Below are 20,894 nucleotides of genomic sequence, written 5' to 3' on the forward strand. Positions count from 1 at the left end.
CTAATCCTGTTTTCACTCGGTGAGTGAAATTACATGCCGGAACCCGGACCGTAGGTGACTTCCACACGACGGTTCTGGAGTTCGCGAACGCCGTCGGCGGTCGGAACGCGCAGCTGCGATTCGCCGAAGGCTTCGCTGCTGATGCGACCATCGGGAATGCCGCGTGCGGTCAGGTAATCACGGACCGACGAGTTACGACGCTCGGCGAGGCCCATGTTGTACTGAGCCGAACCCGACGTGTCGGTGTGACCCGCCAGCATGACCGAAGCCATACCGCAGTTGGCGTATGCCGAGACTGCGTTGTCGAGGATCGTTGCCGCTTCCGGAGTAATGTCCGACTCGTCCCAGTTGAAGAAGACGATGTACGGGCCCTGCTGGCAAACCGGAGCCGGCGGCGGGGGCGGCGGCGGCGGAGGCGGCGGGGGCGGAGGAGGCGGCGGCGGCGGCGGCGGAGGCGGAGGAGGCGGAGGAGTAGGCGCACCGAAGTTGTAGGTGAGCGTACCCATCAGCGAATGCGTGCGCAGCTTGCCGTCGAGAGCACGACCGCCGAGATCGACGACCTGCACGTCTTCAGCAGTGAACATGCGATAACGCAGGCCAACGTCCAGGTTGTCGGTCAGCGGAGCATTGATGCCAGCGAGAAGCTGCCATGCGATGTCGCTGCTCGAATCGTCGATCGAAGGACTTCCTGCGCTTGCAATACGTCCTTCGACACTAGTGCGAGCAACACCGATACCGCCACCAGCGTAGAGCTGGAGCCCATCATCGGGGCCGAAGTCGAACAGGCCGTTCAGCATGAAGCTGAGCGAGTTGATGCCACCGACAGCGGCGGTCTGACCAGCCGGGGCGATGGATCCCGAAGCATTTGCGAGGCCCGTAGTGCCCACATCGACGCTTTCGACATTCGCATCGCGATAGCTTACTTCAGCTTCGAGGCGGAACGCACCAAAGTCGTAGCCGACGTAGCCGCCGCCATCGTAGCCATTGTCGGTGTCGACAACCAGCGTATCCAGCGTTGCGCCGTCTTCATCAAGAAGGTTGAGATCGAGATCTTCAGCGATCATCGGACCGAATTCGGCGCCGATGTACCACGAATTGTCTCGTGCGAGGGCAGGCGATGCAAGGGCCGTAGAGGCCATCGCCATTCCTAGGACGAAATTCCGCATTATTTATTTCCCCTTTTTGCGAATTGGAGCCACCGAGTGGTGGTTATCTAACTTTCCCGTTCACACGTGGCAAGCAGGCATTGGACGGGAACTGTTGCAAGAATGTCGCGATTCCCGTCGAAATACAAAGCTGTCCGAGCGATATCTCACCCTCGGACACCACTCAAACGACATCCTGCGAAGACGGTTCCAAACAATCAAGGGAATACGCCGTGATGCCTCAATATCGCGACCAATTCCTCAATAGTGGCTCTTGCTTCGGTATCTATCGTAATGCCACCGGCAGGAAGCGTGGGTGTCTGATGACGCACCCACCCATCACGATACACAAGCGATCCTCCGGTTTGCCTGTCATAGACGATCAAACCGTTTTTCGGGAGGGCAAAGGTCCATTGACCATCGATCCAGCCGGCTATCGAACCCTCTTTACCGGTCCAATCGTCGCTCGATTGGTCGCCGACAATGTAGCAGGCTCCGGGTTCTGGCGAAGCCGGAGGTACCGATGCAGTTTCCTCGATCACCGGGTGCAGCAGCATATCGAGGCGCGAAAGTGACTCGTTTACATAGAATTCCTTCTGCGCTTGCCCGGCGAGCGTGGCTATGCTGCGGACCGCGCAAGGCCTCGGGCTCTGCGGCCGAATAGAGGGTGGCCATGGCCCCGTTGGGCCAGCTGATCCGCCGCAGCGAGGGCTCGAAGGTCGGCCTCTTGTCGGGCGCGCAGCACGCGATGATCCCGCTTTCGCCCTCGACCATGACGGCGCGCGCTTCGCCGAGACTTGCAGCGACCAGCGCTATGCGTGCCCGCGGATCGCTATCGGCGATGCTGCGTACCCATTCCGAACCCGCGCGCGTCTTGCCGAAACCGCGGCCAGCCATGACGAGCCAGATCTTCCAGTCGCCGTCCGGCGGCAGCTGGCCGTCATGCGCGTGGTTTTGGAAGTCATAGGCAAACTCGCCGAGCTCTCCCTCGCTCATGCCGTCCACATGGTCGGCCAGCTCCTGCTCCTTGAGCCTCGCCCAGACCTCGGGGCGCGACAGTGGGCGGTTCATCGGTGCGGACGCTCCGGCTGGATGTCGCGTCCGGCGACCCTCTTGCGAAGCTCGTCGACCTTGCGTTCGATGGAGGCGCGGACCTCGGCGGCGCTGACATTGGCGCGGGTGGCGCGTTCCTGCGCGATCGTCTCCTTGTGCGCGGCGAGCAGGCGCAGCGCTGCGGTAACATCCATCTTGTGATCAGGGGCCGGATCGCGAAGGTATCCGAGCACTTCCATTTCCAGATTGGTATACCCTTCGAAAAGCGCGGCACGCCAGTCGCTGGCAAAGTCGTCGCAGCTGCGACGGGTACGATAGGCCACGCGCGGGGCGATACCCGCCTGTCTTGCCGAGCCTGCGACATTGGAGGTTTCCGCAAGCGCATCGAGGAAGACGCGTTTCCACTGGCGAGGGGCGGGGCGCTCCTCGCTGTTGCGGATGCGCTTGCTTTTCCCGCTGTTGTAGGCGGCCAGCGCCTGTTTCCATTCCGCATCGAAAGATACACTGACCTTGCGCCGCTTATATGGCGGCCCGGTGGTTATTCCGGCAGCGTGCGCAGCCGCATTGACTTTGCCGTATTCACGCAAAGCCTCTAGGAACGCGGCTTCCCAGGCGTGGCGGGCAGAAGATCGTGATTTTCCCATGGCTCCCTCCCGATCCGGCGGACGCATGAAACGCGAAAGGGCGACCTGCCGGCCGCCCTTTCGAGTGAATCACACTATCGCGATGTTTCATTTGTCTAGCCAAATAGCGTCACGATGTCAAGAAAAAAGAACCAAATAGGTTATACGGTGACGCTTGCCTACGCAGTCCGGGTGCCTTAGGTCGCTGGCTTCGATTTCGAGGGTCACACGAACATGCTGCGCAGCCTCTACAACTGGACCATGGACAAGGCCGCGCATCCGCATGCGGTCTGGTGGCTGGCATTCTTCTGCTTCGTGGAATCGTCCTTTTTCCCGATCCCGCCGCATCCTCTGCTCGGCCTTATGTGCCTTGCCGAACCGAAGAAGGCGGTGAAGTTCGCTCTCGTCGCTACGCTGGCATCGGTCGCGGGTGCCTTGCTCGGCTATGCGATCGGGTGGGGCCTCTACGACACGGTCGGCGCCTGGCTTATCGGCGCGCTCGGCCTGACGGAGGCATTCCCCGTCGCGGCGTGCCATTTGCGCGAATACGACTTCGAAGCGATCCTGATCGCCGGAGCGACGCCGGTGCCGTTCAAGCTGCTGACCATCACGGCGGGCTTTGTCGGCATGAACCTCGTCACCTTCGTTCTGTCGAGCCTGTTCGCCCGGGCCCTCATTTTCATGACGGTGGGCATCCTGTTCCGCGTTTTCGGGGCGCCGATCAAGCAGGTGATCGACAAGTACCTCGGTCTTGTTACGACGGCCTTCGTCGTCCTGGTGGTAGGCGGCGTTCTGGTCCTCACGCAGCTCGGCGGCGGCGAGGACGAAGAAGGCGGCGTGTGCAGCAACCCGCCCGCCATCGACGCCCGCTGATCTAGTCCAGAGCGAACTGCATCAACCGGTCGCGGTCGCGCACGATAATCGTGCCGTACCCGCGCTCGATCAGCTTGGCCTGTTGCAGGATCCTTAGCGCGGCGTTGGCCGTGACGCGCGTGATACCGAGCAGCTCGGCAAGTTCCTGCTGAGTGATTTCGACCCGTGCCTCGTGCCGGACCTCCCCCGCCAGATTGACGAGCAGCTCGGCCATTCTCGCCGGATTGGTCCCGCGCCGCATCCCGGCCAGTAGCGACAGCGTGTCCTGCAACTGGTGCGAGAGGGCGCCCAAGAGCGCTCTCATCGAGGCGGGGTAATTGCCCAGCGCATCGAGGAAGCGGTGCGCCGATATGTGCCGCAACGTGCTCTGCCCGCGCGACACGGCATCGACGATGCGGGGGCGGTTGGAGAATACCGCGAGCTCGCCATAGGAATCGCCTTTGCCGAGAAGGGCGACCGCGCGAAAGTCGCCTTCGCGCAGGAACTGGCCGACCATGACCTCGCCCGCCTCGATCAGCCAGAAACCATCGGCCATCTCACCGCGCTGCTGGATGATCTGGTCGTCTTCGTAGCGCCGCTCCGCCGAACCGCGCAGCAGGTGGGCCTGCAAGGCCGGGTCAAGGCTGGAAAACAGCATGGGTGACACCAGCGAGCGCCGAGTCGGGTCAGAATGTAAAACATTTGACATTACTTCGCTTCGGTAAACGCTAGGCCGGGAATCGACAAGGGAGAGACCCATGCCTGCTTCGACCATTGCGATCATCTGCATCTACCTCGGCTTCGCCCTGCTGGAGCTGTGGCGGACCAATCTGTTCCGCAAGTCCGAACAGACCCGTGACGACGGAATCGTCGAAGCAGTCAGCATGATCATGCTGCTCGGGCTAACCCAGCCTGTCGTTCTTTTTACCTCGGCGACTCTCGCCGGAATGGTCGCCCCCCAATGGGAGGGCGCGCTGTCCGGCATCAATATCTTCCTCGCGATCGGCCTGTTCTTGATCCTCGACGACATGATGCAGTATTGGTGGCACCGCGCGAGCCACAGCTTTCACTGGCTCTACAACCTCCATCGCGCGCACCATAACGCGAAGTACATGAGCGTGCGGCTCGTGTACCGAAACAACCTATTTTACTATGCGATGATGCCGGGCATCTGGCTGTCGGGCATCCTGATCTACCTCGGCCTCGGCTGGGTATATGCCGGGTATATCGTGGTGAAGCTGCTGGTCATCACCGGCGCGCATTCCGATGTCGCCTGGGACAAGCCCCTCTACAAGATCAAGTGGCTCTCGCCCGTGATGTGGGTGGTCGAGCGGACCATTTCGACGCCTGCCACGCACCATGCGCACCACGGCCGCCATGCCGACGATCCGGCGGTTCAGTACAAGGGCAATTATGGAAACCTGCTGTTCTTCTGGGACGTGCTGTTCGGCACCGCGAAGATCACGCGCAGCTTCCCCAAGAGTTATGGCGTCGAGAACCTCGCGCCCGCGACTTTGGGCCAGCAGCTCATGTGGCCGATCTTTCCCGAGAACCGGGAGATGAAACCTTCGGTTGGAGAGGAGGCGACCGCCAAGGTCGCCTGACGGGAAAGGCCGGCCGGTTTGCAACCCCCGGCCGGCCTTTCTCGCGAAGAAATGGGATCAGCCTTCGAACTTGGTTTCGAGCGTGATGTCGCAGTTAAGCAATTTCGAGATAGGGCAGTTCGCCTTGGCATCGGCGGCCAGTTCCTCGAACTTGGCCTGATCCATCCCCTCGACCTTTCCCTTGGTCGACAACGCCGATTTCGTCACCGTAAATCCGCCGTCTTCCTTTTCAAGCGTGACTTTCGCGCTGGTGACGACGCTGCCATCGGTGAAGCCTGCCTCGGCCAGCTTGAATGACAGGGCCATGGTGAAACAGCTTGCATGGGCAGCGGCGACAAGCTCTTCTGGATTAGTTCCGGGGGCATCCTCGAAGCGGGTGTTGAAGCCATAAGGCTGAGCCGCAAGTGCGCCCGACCCGGTTGAGACATGGCCTTTGCCGTCCTTGCCAAGGCCTTCGTAAGTTGCGCTGCCGCTATTGGTCGTCTTCATCTGGTCGTTCTCCTTCACCGAAAGAGACGAGCAGGCGGGGACGCGCGTTCCCGCCGGATCAGATAATTCCGACCGCCTTACCCGATTTCTCGAAGATCTCGAGAATTTCGCCGACTTCCTCTTCGCTGTGTTCGGCGCAAAGCGAACACCGCAGAAGAGTCATGTTGGCAGGCGTTGCCGGCGGTCGGGCAAGGTTCACGTAAAGCCCGTTCTTGATCAGCGCTTCCCACATGGCCGCGCCCTGCTGGAGGTCGGGCATGATCACCGCGATAATCGCGCTTTGAGGTTCGTCGGTGCCGAGCTGGAAGCCCAGATCCTTGAGTCCCTTATGCAGGTTCTTGGAATTTTCCCATAGATGCGCGCGCTTGTTCGATCCGTGCATGAGCTTGCGGATCGAGGTGCAGGCGGTCGCCACCACGCTCGGCGGGAGCGAGGCGGTGAACACGTAGGGGCGGCAAACGAGACGCATGATATCGAACTTCGGGTGGTTCGAAACGCAGAAACCCCCGACGGTGCCGACGCTCTTCGAGAAGGTGCCGATGATGAAATCGACGTCGTCGATCACGTCGGCGCTCTCGACCACGCCGCGTCCGTGCTCGCCGATGAAGCCCATGGAGTGTGCCTCGTCGACCAGCACCATCGCGCCGTATTTCTTCGCGACGGCGACCATTTCCTTGAGCGGTGCGACATCGCCCAGCATCGAATATACGCCTTCGAGGATGACCAGCTTCCCTGCATCCTCAGGAATGCGCCTCAGGCGCTTTTCCATCGCTTCGATATCGTTGTGCTTGAAAGGCACCACTTCGGCATTGCCCATCGCGCAGCCGTCCCAGATGCTGGCATGGCTATCGATATCGAGGACGATGTAATCGCCCTTGCCGGCGATGGTGCTGATGATCCCCAGATTGGCCTGGTAGCCGGTGGAGAAGACCATCGCATGGTCCATGTCGTAGAAGTCCTTGAGCGCTTCCTCGACGTCCTTGTGCCCCTGGTAGGTGCCGTTCAGAACGCGGCTGCCGGTCGTGCCCGAACCGAAATCGGCCAGCGCCTGCTTGCCCGCTTCGACCACGTCCGGGTCGAAGGTCATGCCCATGTAATTATAGGTGCCAAGCAGGATCGTCTCGCGCCCGTTGCAGATGGCGCGGGTTGGCGAGAGAACCTTTTCCATGACGAGGTTGAACGGGTCCTCGACGCCGCTGTCGAGCAGGCCCTGGCGCATCGCGATGATGTCGTCGAACTTGGAGAAGAGATCCTTGTCGCCCGCGTGCCCCTCGAGCGTCTGCGGCTGGTCCGGCTGGGAGATGCCCTCGCTCATCAGTCGGCCTGCATCTTGGTCACGGCATCGACGAGCTGGCCGTATTTCTCGATCTCGGCCTGCTGGTTCATGCTGATGATGATGTCGAATTCGTCTTCGATCTCGGCGACGAAATCCATGACGGTCAGGCTGTCGAATTCCAGGTCGTTCTGGAAACTGGTGTCTTCGGTGATGGTGACGCCCTTCTTGTTGAAGGGTTCTGCGATTTCGCGGATTTTTGCGTCGACTTCGGCACGGTCCATGAAGGGTCCAGTCCTTGTAATGTTACAGCGGCAGGGGCGACCCGCGGCGCTTGCAGTAGATAATCAATGGGCGGCAAAGCGGTTTCCGGACCCGCTTGTCAAGCGTGGGCGCGCTATCTCACTCGCCGACAAGGCGCCGCACGGCGGCCATGAAAGGGCCGATCGATACCGGTTTGGCGAGGTAATCTTCCGCGCCCGCGCCGCGGATACGTTCCTCGTCACCCTTGCCCGCATAGGCGGTTACGGCGAGCACCGGCACTTTGGCGAGATCGCCGTTGTCCTTGAGCTCCGCGATCAAATCGACCCCGCTCACACCGGGAAGCTGGATGTCCATGATGACGAGATCGGGCGCAAACTTGCGGGCGGTGGCGATGACATTGTTGCCATCGGCGACGGGCACGACCTCGTGGCCGTTGGCTTTCAGCACGTCACAGAACAATTTCCGGTTGAGGTCGTTATCCTCGACAACGAGTATTCTCTTTGCCACGTGCTTGCCGTCTCCTGCGATCTGGCACCGGGGCATAGTGACAAGCGAAAGGGCTGACAATTCTATCCAACGACAAATCCGGCGAAACCCGCGCACCCGAAGTCCTGGCACTTGAGGCACTCGGCTGGGCGCTGGTCGACGACCGGCGTGCCGAGCGGTTGCTGTCCCTTACCGGCCTGACGCCCGAACGCCTGCGCCATGGTATTGGCGAGCGCGCAGTGCAGGCTGCCGTGCTTGAATTCCTCGCAAATCACGAACCCGATCTTATCTCGGCAGCCGATGCACTGGGCACGACGCCCGAAGCGCTAGTCGCTGCCCACAGGAGCCTGTCCGAATGAGCCGCCCCCTGATTATTTCTGACTGCGATGAAGTACTGCTCTACATGGTGTCGCCCTTCCGCGACTGGCTGGACGAGACGCAGGGTGTCGAGTTTCGCATGAACGGCAACGATTTTGCCCAAGCCCTTCGGTGGCAGGAAAGCGGCGAGGTCCTTGCGCCCGAGGAAATCTGGCGGATGCTCGGCAAGTTCTTCGACACCGAAATGCATCGCCAGTCGCCGATCCCCGGTGCGATCGAGGGCATCAACGAGCTGGGCGAGCGGGCGGACGTCGTCATCCTGACCAATCTCGTGGACAAGCGCCAACAGATGCGCACCGAACAGTTGGCCGACCATGGTCTCAATGCGCGGGTCTTCACGAACCAGGGCCCCAAGGGTCCGGCGCTCCAGCGCATTCTCGACGAATACAATCCGACCAAGGCGATCTTCATCGACGACCTTGCCCAGCATCACCGTTCGGCGCGCGAAACGATCGGCCAAATCACGACGCTGCACCTGTGCGGCGAGCCGATGCTGGCACCGCATATCGACTGCGCGCATACCTCCGGCCATGCCGATGCGCGGATCGACACCTGGGAACACGCCCTTCCGTGGCTGAAGGAAGAACTCGAAAAGGAAACCGCATGACCATCGAAGCAAGGCTGGAAGAACTGGGCATTACCTTGCCCGAAGCGGCCGCACCGGTAGCCAGCTACCAGCCGCTCGTCGTGTCCGGCCAGACCGCCTACATTTCCGGCCAGCTTCCCTTCGTCGAAGGCAGGCTTGTGACCGGCAAGCTCGGCGCGGATGTGTCGCTCGAACAGGGTCAGGCAGCGGCGCGCGCCTGCGGCCTGATGATCATGGCGCAGCTCAAGGCTGCCGGCTTGCTCGAGCGGGTCGAACAGGTCGTCAAGCTCGGCGGCTTCGTCGCGAGTACGCCGGACTTCACCGACCAGCCCAAAGTGGTGAACGGCACCAGCGACCTCATGTTCGAGGTTTTCGGTGACGCGGGTCGTCATGCGCGCAGCGCTGTCGGCGTCCCGGTTCTCCCGCTCGATGCCGCAGTAGAGGTCGACGCGATTGTCGCTCTTCGCCCCGCTTGATCGCCTGATCGTTCCGACGCCTGACCCGGCGCGGGTCGGTTGGCTGCGCGACTGGACCTATGCGCACCGGGGTATGCACCGCGATGGCGTGCCGGAAAATTCGCTCGCCGCTTTCGAGCTCGCTGTCGAAGCGGGCATGGGCATAGAGTGCGACATCCAGCGCAGCCGCGATAATGCACCCATGCTGGTCCATGATTGGGAGCTCGACCGGCTCACCGGCGTCTCCGGCCCCCTGTCGGACTATAGTGCCGACGAGCTTGCGCAGATCGCCTTCCTCGATAGCGAACACAAGCTGGCCCGGCTGAACGACCTGCTCGAACTGGTGGACACACGTGTGCCGATCTTGGTCGAGATCAAGTCCCGCCGCCGCTACGATATCGAGGAAAGCTGCCGCGCGGTGCGCGACGTGCTGGCGACTTATGATGGGCCCCACGCCGTCATGAGTTTCGATCCGCGGGTGAGCCGATGGTTCGCCGAACATTCGCCGCAAACCGTGCGCGGCCTCGTCATGCGCGAGGACGAGCACGGCATGACGCAGCAGGCCTGGCAGAGGCATCTGGCATTGTGGGTCGCGAAGCCGGAATTCATCGCCTATCACGTGGCGGCGCTCCCGAATTCCATGGTCGCCGCGCTGCAGGGGCGGGGCTTCCCGGTTCTGACGTGGACCGTAAATTCCGCCGCGACGCGTGCAACGGGCGAGCAGTATGCAGACGCCCTCATTGCCGAAGGGGACGGCCTGGCGTGAGCGACGGCGAACTTGCTGCAAGGGTCGCAGGCTCGGTCGGCTCGATCGACAAGGATGCCTGGAATGCGCTGGCGGGTGACAACCCGTTTATGCGGCACGAATTCCTGACGGCACTGGAAGATTCGGGAAGCGTCGGCGCAGGGACCGGGTGGCAGAGCGCGCCGCTGATCATTTCCTCCGACAACGGACAGCCGCTGGCGGCCCTGCCAGCCTATCTGAAAGGCCATAGCCAGGGCGAGTTCGTGTTCGATCATGCCTGGGCCGATGCGTACGAGCGCGCGGGGGGCGAATACTATCCCAAGCTCCAGATCACCGCACCCTTCACACCGGCCACGGGACCAAGGCTCCTGCTGTCCGACGAGAGCCTTGCGGCTCCACTACTGGCCGCGGCCGAGCAATTGTGCCTGCAAAACGGTTTTTCAGGTGCGCATGCGACCTTCATCGAGCCGGACCAGATCCGCTTCTTCGAGGCCGCCGGATGGTTGCCGCGCAAGGATATCCAGTTCCACTGGATGAACCGGGGTTACGGACATTTCGACGATTTCCTCGCGACGCTCACCTCTCGCAAGCGCAAGGATCTGCGCAAGGAACGCGCCGCCGCGCAGGCCGGCTTGGAAATCGTGCGGCTGAAAGGCGGCGATATCCGGCCCGAGCACTGGGATGCCTTCTGGATTTTTTACCAGGATACAGGGGCGCGGAAGTGGGGTCGCCCCTATCTGACCCGTGATGCATTCGACCTATTCGGCGAACGCATGGGCGAGCAACTGATGCTGGTTTTGGCGCTGGAAGATGGCAATCCTATCGCCGGCGCGCTGAATTTCATCGGCGGCGAAGCCCTGTACGGGCGGTATTGGGGATGCACGAAAGACGTCCGCTTCCTGCATTTCGAGCTGTGTTATTACCAGGCGATCGATGCGGCGATCGAACTGGGCCTGTCGCGGGTCGAGGCGGGCGCCCAGGGCGGTCACAAGCTGGCCCGGGGATACGAGCCGGTGGAAACCACTTCGGCCCACTGGATTGCCGATCCGGGATTTCGCGAAGCCATCGCCGATTTCCTCGAGCGTGAGCGCAAGGGTGTCGCCGCAGATCGCAATTACCTGGACCGCCGCACTCCGTTCAAGCGCGGCTGACCGGCCTTAGGCGACTTTGCGCTGTCCTTCGCTGAGCCACTGGCGGGCGCGGCGCTGGGCTTCGGAAATTTCACGGGCCGCCATCTCGTCGGACACGTCTGCACGGCACCAGGCAGCCTCTTCGTGGCCCTTGGATGCGGCGATGTTGAACCATTTGTGGGCTTCGATCATGTCGCAGACGACCCCGTGGCTTCCGGTCGAGAAAGCAACGCCCAGGTCATAAAGCGCGTCGATGCTGCCCTTGGCAAACTGTGCGAGGCATTCGGCAATCGTGGCTTCGCCTTCATTGGTCTGGTCGATACGGCCTGCGCCGCCTTCGATGCTCGTGAGTATGGTCATTTCGAACTTCCCCCATTGTCCCGGCCCCCCGCCGGGTGAGGACAGTCCTCGGCCTTTATGGTCAATAAAAGGTTAATGCGGATTCCTGCATCGGCGCATTCGATGCGTCGAATTTGCCACAGGGCTCTGGAAGTCTCCGGATTGCTCCTTGTGCGGCGCCAAGCTGCGACCTATAGGCCGCGCCATCTAGGAAGCAGCACGGGACCGGAAAAATTCGGCCCGGCGGGTAGGAGCAGCTTCGAGTACCTTGGGTAGAAGGAATACGGGATCAATGGCCACTTCGGCTTCGAGTGTCTCCGAAAAACTTGCAAAGGCGAAAGCCGCCGTCGACGACAATTATGTCCCGTCCGATGACGAAGAGTACATGAGCGAACGGCAGCTGGACTTCTTTCGTGTGCTGTTGCTCGACTGGAAGAAGTCCATCCACGACGCGGCAGGACAGACGCTGCAATCGCTTCAGGACGGCCCGATCCGCGAACCCGATCTCAACGATCGCGCATCGTCCGAAACCGATTGGGGCATCGAACTGCGCACCCGGGATCGCCAGCGCAAGCTGATCTCCAAGATCGATTCCGCGCTGCGCAGGATCGACGAGGGCGAGTACGGCTATTGCGAAAAGACGGGCGACCCCATTGGTTTGCGCCGCCTTATCGCCCGGCCGGTAGCCACCATGACCGTGGAAGCGCAGACCGCCCACGAGCGGCGAGAAAAGATTTCGCGCGACACCTGATTGCCACGCAAATCTTGCGCTTCAGGTAACCATTTCTTCACGGGCAATCTCTAGCTTGCGACGTTACGACGCATGGCTCTACGTCATGCTTGGAATGAGCAGCTTTGGAGCGATTGGCCTTGTCTTCGATCGACACGCGTAACCTCAACCGGGATAGCCTTTTCCTGACGGCGGAAATCCGTCTCGACAGCGCGAACGAGCTGTCGCGTGTGAAGGTGCGCAATCTGTCCGATGGCGGGATGATGGCCGAAGGTCTCCTCATGTTGTCCCGCGGCGACCGCGTCGTTGTCGAACTTCGTAACGTACGGCCAGTCCGCGGTACCGTCGCATGGGTGCAGGGCAATCGCATGGGCATCGCATTCGAGGAAGATATCGATTCGAAGGCTGCGCGCGCCCAGCCCGTGCAAGCGGAACGTGAAGCGCCTCGCTACACCCGCCCAGTCGGCAATTTCCCGCAATACGGTAGCGGACTGCGTAAAATCTGACCGGCTTGCGTGAAACCGTGTCGCTGCTAACCCAGCCTCATGCGTTTCCCGGCAGCCCTTATCGCAATTCTGGCATTGGCCGCTTGCGACAATCGCGAGGATGACGGTGTCGTCGATGTCGCATTTATCGGTGCGCCGTCCGATGCATTCGAGACCGGCCTGCGGATCGGGCCGGCAGCCCAGCACATCCGTGCCGCTACGCACCAGGGTCTGGTCAGGCTGAACTCCGACGGGCAGGTGGTGCCCGCCATTGCCGAACGCTGGATCGTCACCGACGATGGCAAAAGCTATATCTTCAGGATTACCGAGTTCGATTTGCCGGATGGCTCACGCCTCACCGCCAATAGCGTAAGGGATTCGCTGGTTCGCACGTTATCCCGGCTTGAGGGGACCAGCCTGGGACTGGACCTTGCCAAGGTTGCCGATGTGCGTGCGATGACCGGAAGGGTGGTCGAAATCCGCCTCAAGAGCGCGATGCCTGGCCTCTTGCAGCTGCTCGCGCAGCCCGAACTCGGGATTACCGGAGAATTCGCGCGCACGGGACCGCTGGTGGCGGCGAGATCGGACGATGCAGTCAACCTCGAAGTTATGCCGCCCGAACAACGCGGCCTGCCGCCGCAGCAGGACTGGGAAGAAGGCTTGCGCTCTATCCGCTTCCAATCCGTGAACGCTGAAGAGGCGGCACAGGGTTTCGCGCAGAACAGGTACGACCTCATGCTTGGCGGGCGGATGCAGGACCTGCCGCTAGCATCAACCAGCACCTTTGCCCGCGCCAGCGTAAGGCTCGACTCTGCGGTCGGATTGCTTGGCTTTGACGTCATCCGCCGCGAGGGTTTTCTCGCATCGAGCGAGAACCGGGAAGCAATCGCGCTCGCCATCGATCGCGGCGCGATTGCCAGTGCGCTGAGCATCGAGGGTTGGAATGCGTCGAACCGCATCGTGCCGGACGATTTGCCCGCGACTGTCGCCCGGGCCCCGGCGCGGTGGGACGGATTGTCGCTCGACCAGCGCCGCAGCAGGGCGGCTCAGCGCGCCTCGGCGTGGACCAATGCCAACGGCCGCGCGCCCAGCGTGTCCATTGCTCTACCGGACGGCCCGGGTTCCGACATCCTGTTCGAGCGTCTGAGCGCTGACCTCGGGCAGGTCGGGATCGTGGCCGAGCGTGCCGAGAACCGCCGTTCGGCAGACCTCGTCTTGCGAGACAGGTTCGCGCGGTTCGCCGGAACCCGCTGGTTCCTGAACCAGTTCAATTGCATGGTTTCGCCGCAGGTCTGCTCGGAAGATGTCGACTTCCTCGTTTCGCTATCGGTCGATGCCCAGAGCCCCGACGAGGAGGCCTCCTACCTCATCGAAGCAGAGCAAAGTCTGACCTCGCTAAACTACTATATTCCGCTCGGTGCGCCGATCCGTTGGGCGCAGGTGCGCTCGGATGTAGAAGGCTTCTCCGAGAACCCCTGGGCCTTCCATCCCTTGTTCCCGCTCACCCGCGCGCCCATCTAGGGGCAATGGAAGACAATCGCCTCACTCCGATAGAGCCCTATCAGGGCGGCCAGGATCGCACCGAAAATCGCGCATATGCGCAGGGCTTCGCCTTCGATCTGCCCACCGGCAGCGATCCGCAATCGATCCGGCGCAGGGTCGAAGCGCTCGAAATGATCCTCGAACGCAGCATGGTCTTGCCGGGCACGAACTACCGCATCGGTCTCGACACGATCGTAGGCCTCGTGCCGGTGGTGGGCGATATCATCACCGCCGCCATGGGCAGCTACATCGTGTGGGAAGCGCGCAATCTGGGCCTGCCCAAGTGGAAGCTGTGGCACATGCTCGGCAGGGTGGGGTTCGACACGGCAGTCGGTGCGGTGCCGCTGGTGGGTGACGCCTTCGACGTGCTCTACAGGTCCAATACCAAGAACCTGCGCACGATCCGCAAGCACCTCGACAAGCACCACCCTGAAACGCGGGTCATCGACCAGTAGTTTCGATTGCGACCATTGCGCCTTGTGCGTCCCAGCCATAAGGCATGACGCATGACGCAGGACGTAACGTATTCCAGCTATCTAGACCTCGATCGGATCCTTGCCGCGCAGCATCCTTCATCGGACGCGCATGACGAGATGCTGTTCATCATCGTCCACCAGGCCAGCGAATTGTGGCTCAAGCTGTGCCTGCACGAGCTCTTCGCGGCGCGCGATTGCATTGTCGAAGACCGCCTGAGGCCTTCGTTCAAGATGCTGGCGCGGGTGGCGCGGGCACAGGGCCAGCTGATCCAGAGCTGGGACGTGCTCAGCACCATGACGCCGCACGATTATTCGACCATCCGTCCGCATCTCGGCGGGTCGAGCGGCTTCCAGAGCGCGCAATACCGCATGATGGAATTCCTTCTCGGCGGGCGGAACCCGGACATGATCACCATGCATGAAGCGACGCCCGAAGTGGCGGCGGATTTGCGCGCGGAAATGGAGCGCAAGAGCATTTATGCCGAAGTCATTGCGCTCCTTGCCCGGCGCGGATTCGCTATTCCGGAAACTGTGCTTGAGCGGGATGTCGGAGCTGCGTGGGAGCATTCCTCCGAAGTCGAGAATGCTTGGGCCGAGATATACCGGTCACCCAAGGAACACTGGGACCTTTACGAACTGGCCGAAAAACTGGTCGACCTGGAGTACCATTTCCAGCGCTGGCGGTTCGGCCATCTCAAGACGGTTGAGCGGATCATCGGCTTCAAACGCGGCACTGGCGGCACGCCGGGGGTGCCCTATCTCGCCGGCGTGCTGAAAGCGGCTTTCTTCCCCGAATTGCTGAGCGTGAGGACGGCGATATGAGTTCCTGGCGCAGCTCGCTCCGCATCTGGGATATCAGCCAGGTCCTGCGCCCCGGACTGCCGGTCTGGCCGGGCGATACCGAATTCGGTTTCGAGCGGACATGGCGGATGGAGGACGGCTCGCCGGTCAATGTCGGCAAGATGACGATGACCACGCATTCCGGCACCCATGCCGATGCGCCGTTGCACTATTCCGCCGACGGAATGGATGCCGCGAGCATGGAGCTCGACCCCTTCATCGGGGAATGCCTTGTTGTGGATGCCCGCAGCGTTTCCGGCGAAATCGACGTCGCCGACCTTCCGCACCTCGACAGCGTGGACCGCGTGCTCTTCCGCACCTGGGACAGCTTCCCGCATGACGACTGGCGCAGCGACTGGACGCCGATTTCGGCAGAGGCGGTCGAATGGCTGGCGCTCCAGGGCGTCAAGCTGATCGGCACCGACGCGCCGAGCGTCGATCCGCAGGATTCCAAGACGATGGATGCCCACAAGGCGGTGGCGAAAAATGCCATGCGCATCCTCGAAGGTCTCGTCCTCGACGAGGTAGAGGCGGGGCGCTACGAACTCGTTGCCCTGCCGCTCAAGGTCGGAGGCGGGGATGCTGGCCTGACCCGTGCCATTTTACGAGAAATTACAGATGCTTGAACGTGCGCGCAGCCTCGATGCGGCCGATCCGCTGGCGCAATTCCGCGAGCGGTTCGATGTGCCCGAGGGTGTTGTCTATCTTGACGGCAATTCCCTAGGCTGCCTCCCGCGAGCCACGCCTGCTCGGCTGGAACAGGTCGTGCGAGAGGAATGGGGCCGCGACCTCATCCGCAGTTGGAACAGCGCCGACTGGATCCATCTCCCCCAGCGTGTCGGCGGCAAGATAGCGCCGCTGATTGGCGCGCAGCCGCACGAGGTCATCGTTTGCGACAGCGTTTCGGTGAACCTTTACAAGCTGATCTCTGCGGCGCTGGCTATGCGGCCTGGACGCAAGGTCGTTCTGAGCGAGCCGGGCAACTTCCCGACCGACGTCTACATGATCGAAGGTCTTGAAAAACAAGGTCTTGCCGAGCGCCGGCTGGTGGAGAGAGGCGGCCTCATGGACGCGCTGGACGAGGATGTAGCCCTGCTGCTGCTCACCCATGCACATTACAAGACCGGCGAACTGTTCGACATGGAGGCTCTCACCCGTGCGGCGCATGAAAAGGGCGCGCTGGTGCTGTGGGACCTGTCACATTCTGGCGGCGCGCTGCCAGTATATCTTGCTGATTGCAAAGCGGATTTCGCTGTCGGGTGCGGGTACAAATATCTGAACGGAGGGCCGGGCGCCCCCGCATATGCCTTCGTCGCTGAAAAACACCACATAGCCCATGGCGTAGACGACATAGCGCTCCGCCAGCCACTTTCGGGCTGGATGGGACATGCAAAGCCATTTGCGTTCAGCGACGATTACGTTCCCGCCTCCGGGGTCGACAGCCTGCTGTGCGGCACACCCGGAATTCTCGGCCTCGCGGCGCTGGAAGTAGGCGTGGATCTCATCGACGAGATCGGGATCGAGCCGCTTTACGCAAAATCGCAGAAGCTGTCGGAATTCTTCCGCCAGTGCCTGATCGAAAGTGGCGTGGAGTTGGAACTCGTCAGCCCGTCCGACCCGTCACAGCGCGGCAGCCAGCTCTCTTTCCGGCACGAGGAAGCCTACGCCATCTGCCAGGCCCTGATCGCGCGCGGCGTGATCGGCGATTTCCGCGATCCTGATATCCTGCGCTTCGGTTTCGCTCCGGCATATCTCCGCTTCGAGGACATCGCCGAAGCGGCACGGCATTTGTCGGAAGTGCTGGAAACCGGCGAATGGCAGCGCGCGGAATTCCAGGAGCGCGCGGCAGTTACCTGATATCCGAAACAGGGTGGTGAAGCGACACTACTTCCGGAACTGTTTGAACACTTTCGGATCGACACTCGCCGCCGCAAGGACGCCGCCCCACAGCGCGCCGGGGATCCCCGGGCTCGCGACGTCCTGCCCTGACAGGTAGAGGCCCGGTATCGGCGTCCTTGCCCTCAACGCATCAGACACGACCCTCTGCGGAGTCACATCGAGCCCGTAGAAGGCGCCATCGCGGTGGCCGGTGAAGGTTACTGTAGAGAGCGGGGTAGCCAACTCACGATAGACGACCAGCTTCGCGAGATCGGGGAAACGGCGCTCGAATTGCCTGAACAGCGTTTCTTCTGCCCGCCGCTTGAACTCGGCATAATCGTCGCCCCTCTCACCAAAAGGCATCCCCGACCAACGCTTGACGGGCTCCCAATCGGCCCAGGTCAAGATTTGTCCGGTGTGCTGCTGGCGTGGTCCCGGATCGTGGGCCGGATCCTTCAGCGAGCCAAAGGCAATCGCGACGAAAGGAGGGTCCTCATCAGGCGCGCCTGTCCAGATCACATCCGTTTCGCCCGTTGGATAAAACCAGTGATTACTCTTGGTAGCCCCGGCAGCTTCGATATCGCCTTCAAAGCCGAGGAAGAGTGTGTAGTGCGCGATGCTCGAAGGCAGCGCACGGATTTCGGCAATCCAGTCTTCGTGTCCCGCACTCGCCGGTACAAATGCGTCGACGGTCTCGCGGGCTCCGATATCCGAAATGACGGCCTTTGCCCGGATATCCTCACCGTCGGCTGTCCGCACGCCGACTACCGCGCTCCCTTCGAATACGAGTTCTGTAACTCGCACTCCGGTTCTGACATCGCCTCCTGCCTTGGTAATGGTGGGCAGGATATGGTCTGCGAAGGCTGCGCCACCGCCCTTCGGATACCACGACCCTGCCTTCAGGTAGGATGCAGCGATCAGGGCATGCATTGCAAAGCTGGCCTTGCTCGGGCGCCCCCCGTGATCGCCCCATTGCGCTGTCAGCACTGCAGCCAGTTCGCGATCTTCGACCAGTTCGTCGACAACTTCCCTGGTTGTTCGCTTGCACCACTTTTCGATTTCGTGGCTGTTCCACCAATCCAGGATGTCACCTGCGAATTCCGGCATCGCCCGGGTCGGGAATATCTTGAGCATGGCTTCACGGCCCTTACGCAGCGCCACGGTCCAGGCTTCTATCGCTGCGGCTTCGTGCGGGAATCGATCTTTCAGGTCCCTTTCCTGCGCTTCGTAGGGCCGGGATAAGGCCAGCGGCTCCGACGAGCCGATGTGAATGACGTCGTAAACCGCCCCCAACGACACCAGTTCGATGGGCGTGTCGCATAGCCAGTCGAGTATTACGCGCTCGCGCTCTCCCGGCGCCATGTAACTGAGGTAGTGAAGCCCGACATCCCAACTGAACCCGTCGCGCTCGAAGCTATGGGTGAGGCCGCCTGGGGTCCAATGCTGTTCCAGGATCAGCACCTTCTTCCCAACCCGGGCGAGGGCCGCACCGGCAGCCATCCCGCCAATACCGGAACCGATCACGATCGCGTCCCAATCGGCTTGTTGAATATCGGACATGATTGCCTCCTCGATGATCCGAGAAATCCCGATCCATACGACCAGGGCCGTCGCGCATGGCCGGCTCTCGCTCGACCAGTCAGGGTGCCGCGACATCATGACAACTTACACCGATACAATCGGGCGACATTGATCGAGATCAATTCCTTGGGAGGCGATCTCCCTGTGCCCTGTTCCTCGACACGGACGTGATTGCGGTGCTTCGCAATTAGATGATTGGCAGCCAATCGGGGAACCGGACCTTCTCGCGCGGGCCTGATTAGGCTTCGCAGATAGCTTAGCGGTCGGTCACTTCTCCGAAGCGCCCGACACCGCGCACTGGCCCTGTAGCCATTCCAGCGCCGCTTCGAGGGCATCGCCTTCGACCATCTCGTCGGGGACCAGCGGGCCTTCGATCAGTGTGCCGTCGCGATAGGCGACCTTGCTTGAGGTAACGCCGAGGACCGCTCCGTCGCTCAGTTCGAAGGGGCGGACCGCTGTGGTGTAATTGGCCGACCGCGCCCCGAAGCTACGGCTGCTTTCCCGTCCCGCGAAGGCGACGGCGACCATTTCTCCTGTACTGGCGGTGCGCGGACCGAACAGGACCGCAACCGGAGCCGTGGCATTGGCGAGCGCATATTGTGGTTCGCCCGAATCGACCTCGCCGCCGCCTTGGGAGGCTATTGCATCTTGCGTGCGCACCCACGCGGCCCGGCCTTCGATACCGACGAAAAAGCCGAAAGGCCCATCGCCCAATAGCGGGTCGAGCCCGTTGAGCATCGGCCACATATTGCCGCCGCCGTTTTTCCTGAGATCGATAACCCAGCCGCAGCGGGCCGAGGAGTCGAGCCCCTCCAAGGTCTGGACCAGCAGCTCGCGATATTGCGTGCCGACCTTCTCGTTTCCGCCAACAGTCGTGAGGCGGGGCAGCATGAGATAGCCGATGTCGCCGTCCAGCGCTTCGCCTTCAGGCATGGGCGGCGCGGCGGCTTCCTTGCCGGGTTGGCCGCTCGCTTGCTGGCGCGGGCGCGGGACATAGAGGTAGCCGTGATTGTCCCCCATCGCGACCACCGCTGCGCGCAAGGCGGAATGCGTGTCGCGCGGGGTTTGGGCATGTGCGGACAGTACCGTGACGGCATCGCGCATTGCATCCCAATCGACCTGCTCGCGGTTCATGTGGAATCGCTGGAGGAGATCCAGCGCGTGCTCGACATAGGCGGCGGGGGTTTCCGGCTCTGGTGGCGCAGCATCCTCCTGCGCCGCAACCGGCGTGGCGAGGGCAAGGGCGGCACAGGTCGCGGCCAGCGACAAGCAAGTCGACAGTTTGCGCAAGCTCACGCCTCCAGCTCGATGTCCCAATAGAGCCAGTCCCGCCATGTTTCGTGCAGGTAGTTGGGCGGGAACATCTTGCCGTGCTGCTGCAATTGCCAATGCGTCGGGCGGATCGGCTCGTGATAGAGCGTCATGCCCGCCTGCTTGGGCGTGCGGCCACCCTTCTTCATGTTGCAGGGCGCGCAGGCGGTGGCGATGTTTTCCCACGTCGTCTTCCCGCCCAGGCGACGCGGCACGACATGATCGAAGGTGAGATTGTTCATGTCGCCGCAGAACTGGCAGGAAAACCGGTCGCGCAGGAACAGGTTGAAGCGCGTGAAGGCCGGGAATTCGGACGGTTTCACATATTGCTTCAGCGCGATCACGCTGGGGATCTTCATGTCGAGATTGGGCGAATGGACCTCGCGCTCGTAGGTCTCGATTACGTCCACCCGGTCGAGGAAGATCGCCTTGATCGCGGTCTGCCAGGGCCACAGGCTCAGCGGATAATAGGACAGCGGCGTGTAATCCGCGTTGAGCACGAGCGAGGGACACGATTCCAGATTTCGTGTCGGATCTTCGTCGGCGCTGCGGAAGCGAGCCGCGCGTTCGAGTAACTCAGCCTTGAACATCAGTCGTAGACACGTGCGCGTCCCTCCCCGATGAGGTTG

Annotated in this window: 26 protein-coding genes and 1 pseudogene; 14 read left to right on the forward strand and 13 right to left on the reverse strand. The window is 61.9% G+C overall.

The features are described 5' to 3' along the window. Window positions 1–29 precede the first annotated feature (29 nt). From GRI34_RS11630 to GRI34_RS11645, 4 genes and pseudogenes are all read right to left on the reverse strand, one after another. Window positions 30–1,166 carry an OmpA family protein gene (locus tag GRI34_RS11630; RefSeq protein WP_199800164.1) on the reverse strand — a complete coding sequence of 379 codons (1,137 nt, stop codon included), beginning with the start codon at window positions 1,164–1,166 and terminating at the stop codon, window positions 30–32. A 197-nt stretch (window positions 1,167–1,363) separates the two neighbouring features. Beyond that, window positions 1,364–1,702 (reverse strand): DUF2793 domain-containing protein, encoded by a 339-nt coding sequence (locus GRI34_RS11635; protein ID WP_160596063.1) that lies wholly within the window; start codon window positions 1,700–1,702, stop codon window positions 1,364–1,366. 58 nt (window positions 1,703–1,760) lie between these two features. Further along, window positions 1,761–2,216 (reverse strand): annotated as a pseudogene (locus tag GRI34_RS11640) (terminase large subunit domain-containing protein); the annotation flags it as partial. Beyond that, window positions 2,213–2,842 (reverse strand): hypothetical protein, encoded by a 630-nt coding sequence (locus GRI34_RS11645; protein ID WP_199800165.1) that lies wholly within the window; start codon window positions 2,840–2,842, stop codon window positions 2,213–2,215. The pseudogene GRI34_RS11640 and the gene GRI34_RS11645, both read right to left, overlap by 4 nt. 213 nt (window positions 2,843–3,055) lie before the next feature. Here GRI34_RS11645 and GRI34_RS11650 point away from each other — a divergent pair, with 213 nt between their 5' ends. Next, window positions 3,056–3,694, forward strand: coding sequence for a YqaA family protein (locus GRI34_RS11650; protein ID WP_160596064.1), 639 nt, complete (start codon window positions 3,056–3,058; stop codon window positions 3,692–3,694). Between the two features lies 1 nt (window position 3,695). Here the strand turns inward: GRI34_RS11650 and GRI34_RS11655 are convergent, their stop codons facing one another. Next, window positions 3,696–4,331: a Crp/Fnr family transcriptional regulator gene (locus GRI34_RS11655; protein WP_160596065.1), complete on the reverse strand. Its 636-nt coding sequence runs from the start codon at window positions 4,329–4,331 to the stop codon at window positions 3,696–3,698. A 100-nt stretch (window positions 4,332–4,431) separates the two neighbouring features. Here GRI34_RS11655 and GRI34_RS11660 point away from each other — a divergent pair, with 100 nt between their 5' ends. Further along, entirely contained in the window at window positions 4,432–5,277 is an 846-nt protein-coding gene (locus GRI34_RS11660; protein ID WP_160596066.1) for a sterol desaturase family protein, read from the forward strand. A 57-nt stretch (window positions 5,278–5,334) separates the two neighbouring features. On the opposite strand, the gene GRI34_RS11665 is transcribed toward GRI34_RS11660, so the two are convergent. The 4 genes from GRI34_RS11665 to GRI34_RS11680 form a co-directional block, all read right to left on the reverse strand. Further along, window positions 5,335–5,766: an OsmC family protein gene (locus GRI34_RS11665; protein WP_160596067.1), complete on the reverse strand. Its 432-nt coding sequence runs from the start codon at window positions 5,764–5,766 to the stop codon at window positions 5,335–5,337. 58 nt (window positions 5,767–5,824) lie between these two features. Beyond that, a complete protein-coding gene (gene spt, locus GRI34_RS11670) occupies window positions 5,825–7,081 on the reverse strand; it encodes a serine palmitoyltransferase (RefSeq protein WP_160596068.1) in 1,257 nt (418 codons plus the stop codon). Further along, complete coding sequence (locus GRI34_RS11675) at window positions 7,081–7,323, reverse strand: acyl carrier protein (RefSeq protein WP_160596069.1); 243 nt, start codon at window positions 7,321–7,323, stop codon at window positions 7,081–7,083. Before GRI34_RS11675 ends, spt begins: the two co-directional genes overlap by 1 nt. Before the next feature lie 118 nt (window positions 7,324–7,441). Then, window positions 7,442–7,810, reverse strand: coding sequence for a response regulator (locus GRI34_RS11680; protein ID WP_090478469.1), 369 nt, complete (start codon window positions 7,808–7,810; stop codon window positions 7,442–7,444). Between the two features lie 131 nt (window positions 7,811–7,941). Between GRI34_RS11680 and GRI34_RS11685 the strand changes: the two genes are divergently transcribed. The 5 genes from GRI34_RS11685 to GRI34_RS11705 are packed head-to-tail and all read left to right on the forward strand — an operon-like array spanning window position 7,942 to window position 11,104. Next, window positions 7,942–8,148 (forward strand): DUF3572 family protein, encoded by a 207-nt coding sequence (locus GRI34_RS11685; protein ID WP_407692143.1) that lies wholly within the window; start codon window positions 7,942–7,944, stop codon window positions 8,146–8,148. Next, window positions 8,145–8,774 (forward strand): HAD family hydrolase, encoded by a 630-nt coding sequence (locus tag GRI34_RS11690; protein ID WP_160596070.1) that lies wholly within the window; start codon window positions 8,145–8,147, stop codon window positions 8,772–8,774. The genes GRI34_RS11685 and GRI34_RS11690 overlap by 4 nt, the downstream gene beginning before the upstream one ends. Next, window positions 8,771–9,229, forward strand: coding sequence for a RidA family protein (locus tag GRI34_RS11695; RefSeq protein ID WP_160596071.1), 459 nt, complete (start codon window positions 8,771–8,773; stop codon window positions 9,227–9,229). Before GRI34_RS11690 ends, GRI34_RS11695 begins: the two co-directional genes overlap by 4 nt. Further along, a complete protein-coding gene (locus tag GRI34_RS11700; RefSeq protein ID WP_160596072.1) occupies window positions 9,207–9,974 on the forward strand; it encodes a glycerophosphodiester phosphodiesterase family protein in 768 nt (255 codons plus the stop codon). Before GRI34_RS11695 ends, GRI34_RS11700 begins: the two co-directional genes overlap by 23 nt. After that, window positions 9,971–11,104 (forward strand): GNAT family N-acetyltransferase, encoded by a 1,134-nt coding sequence (locus GRI34_RS11705; RefSeq protein WP_160596073.1) that lies wholly within the window; start codon window positions 9,971–9,973, stop codon window positions 11,102–11,104. Before GRI34_RS11700 ends, GRI34_RS11705 begins: the two co-directional genes overlap by 4 nt. Window positions 11,105–11,110: 6 nt before the next feature. Here GRI34_RS11705 and GRI34_RS11710 read toward each other — a convergent pair whose 3' ends face one another. Then, window positions 11,111–11,443 (reverse strand): sel1 repeat family protein, encoded by a 333-nt coding sequence (locus GRI34_RS11710; RefSeq protein WP_160596074.1) that lies wholly within the window; start codon window positions 11,441–11,443, stop codon window positions 11,111–11,113. A 271-nt stretch (window positions 11,444–11,714) separates the two neighbouring features. Here GRI34_RS11710 and dksA point away from each other — a divergent pair, with 271 nt between their 5' ends. The 7 genes from dksA to kynU all read left to right on the forward strand — a co-directional run bounded on the left by dksA (window position 11,715) and on the right by kynU (window position 17,352). Then, complete coding sequence (dksA, locus tag GRI34_RS11715) at window positions 11,715–12,173, forward strand: RNA polymerase-binding protein DksA (RefSeq protein ID WP_160596075.1); 459 nt, start codon at window positions 11,715–11,717, stop codon at window positions 12,171–12,173. A 119-nt stretch (window positions 12,174–12,292) separates the two neighbouring features. After that, the gene (locus GRI34_RS11720; RefSeq protein ID WP_160596076.1) at window positions 12,293–12,658 is read left to right on the forward strand and encodes a PilZ domain-containing protein; all 366 of its coding nucleotides are present in this window, start codon (window positions 12,293–12,295) and stop codon (window positions 12,656–12,658) included. A 39-nt stretch (window positions 12,659–12,697) separates the two neighbouring features. Next, entirely contained in the window at window positions 12,698–14,158 is a 1,461-nt protein-coding gene (locus GRI34_RS11725; protein ID WP_160596077.1) for an ABC transporter substrate-binding protein, read from the forward strand. 5 nt (window positions 14,159–14,163) lie between these two features. Continuing rightward, window positions 14,164–14,634 (forward strand): DUF4112 domain-containing protein, encoded by a 471-nt coding sequence (locus tag GRI34_RS11730; protein ID WP_160596078.1) that lies wholly within the window; start codon window positions 14,164–14,166, stop codon window positions 14,632–14,634. Window positions 14,635–14,685: 51 nt separating this feature from the next. Continuing rightward, window positions 14,686–15,477 carry a tryptophan 2,3-dioxygenase gene (locus GRI34_RS11735; protein WP_160596079.1) on the forward strand — a complete coding sequence of 264 codons (792 nt, stop codon included), beginning with the start codon at window positions 14,686–14,688 and terminating at the stop codon, window positions 15,475–15,477. After that, window positions 15,474–16,121 (forward strand): arylformamidase, encoded by a 648-nt coding sequence (gene kynB, locus GRI34_RS11740; protein ID WP_160596080.1) that lies wholly within the window; start codon window positions 15,474–15,476, stop codon window positions 16,119–16,121. The genes GRI34_RS11735 and kynB overlap by 4 nt, the downstream gene beginning before the upstream one ends. After that, window positions 16,114–17,352 carry a kynureninase gene (kynU, locus tag GRI34_RS11745; RefSeq protein ID WP_160596081.1) on the forward strand — a complete coding sequence of 413 codons (1,239 nt, stop codon included), beginning with the start codon at window positions 16,114–16,116 and terminating at the stop codon, window positions 17,350–17,352. Before kynB ends, kynU begins: the two co-directional genes overlap by 8 nt. A 27-nt stretch (window positions 17,353–17,379) precedes the next feature. On the opposite strand, the gene GRI34_RS11750 is transcribed toward kynU, so the two are convergent. The 3 genes from GRI34_RS11750 to GRI34_RS11760 all read right to left on the reverse strand — a co-directional run bounded on the left by GRI34_RS11750 (window position 17,380) and on the right by GRI34_RS11760 (window position 20,855). Then, on the reverse strand, window positions 17,380–18,933 hold the full coding sequence (locus tag GRI34_RS11750; protein WP_160596082.1) for a phytoene desaturase family protein: 1,554 nt from the start codon (window positions 18,931–18,933) through the stop codon (window positions 17,380–17,382). Window positions 18,934–19,221: 288 nt separating this feature from the next. Then, a complete protein-coding gene (locus GRI34_RS11755; RefSeq protein ID WP_160596083.1) occupies window positions 19,222–20,250 on the reverse strand; it encodes a S41 family peptidase in 1,029 nt (342 codons plus the stop codon). Next, the gene (locus GRI34_RS11760) at window positions 20,247–20,855 is read right to left on the reverse strand and encodes an HNH endonuclease (protein WP_090477349.1); all 609 of its coding nucleotides are present in this window, start codon (window positions 20,853–20,855) and stop codon (window positions 20,247–20,249) included. The genes GRI34_RS11755 and GRI34_RS11760 overlap by 4 nt, the downstream gene beginning before the upstream one ends. Window positions 20,856–20,894: the final 39 nt, after the last annotated feature.

This window comes from Qipengyuania aquimaris, from assembly GCF_009827445.1.
In the GTDB taxonomy this organism is placed as follows: Bacteria; Pseudomonadota; Alphaproteobacteria; order Sphingomonadales; family Sphingomonadaceae; genus Qipengyuania; species Qipengyuania aquimaris.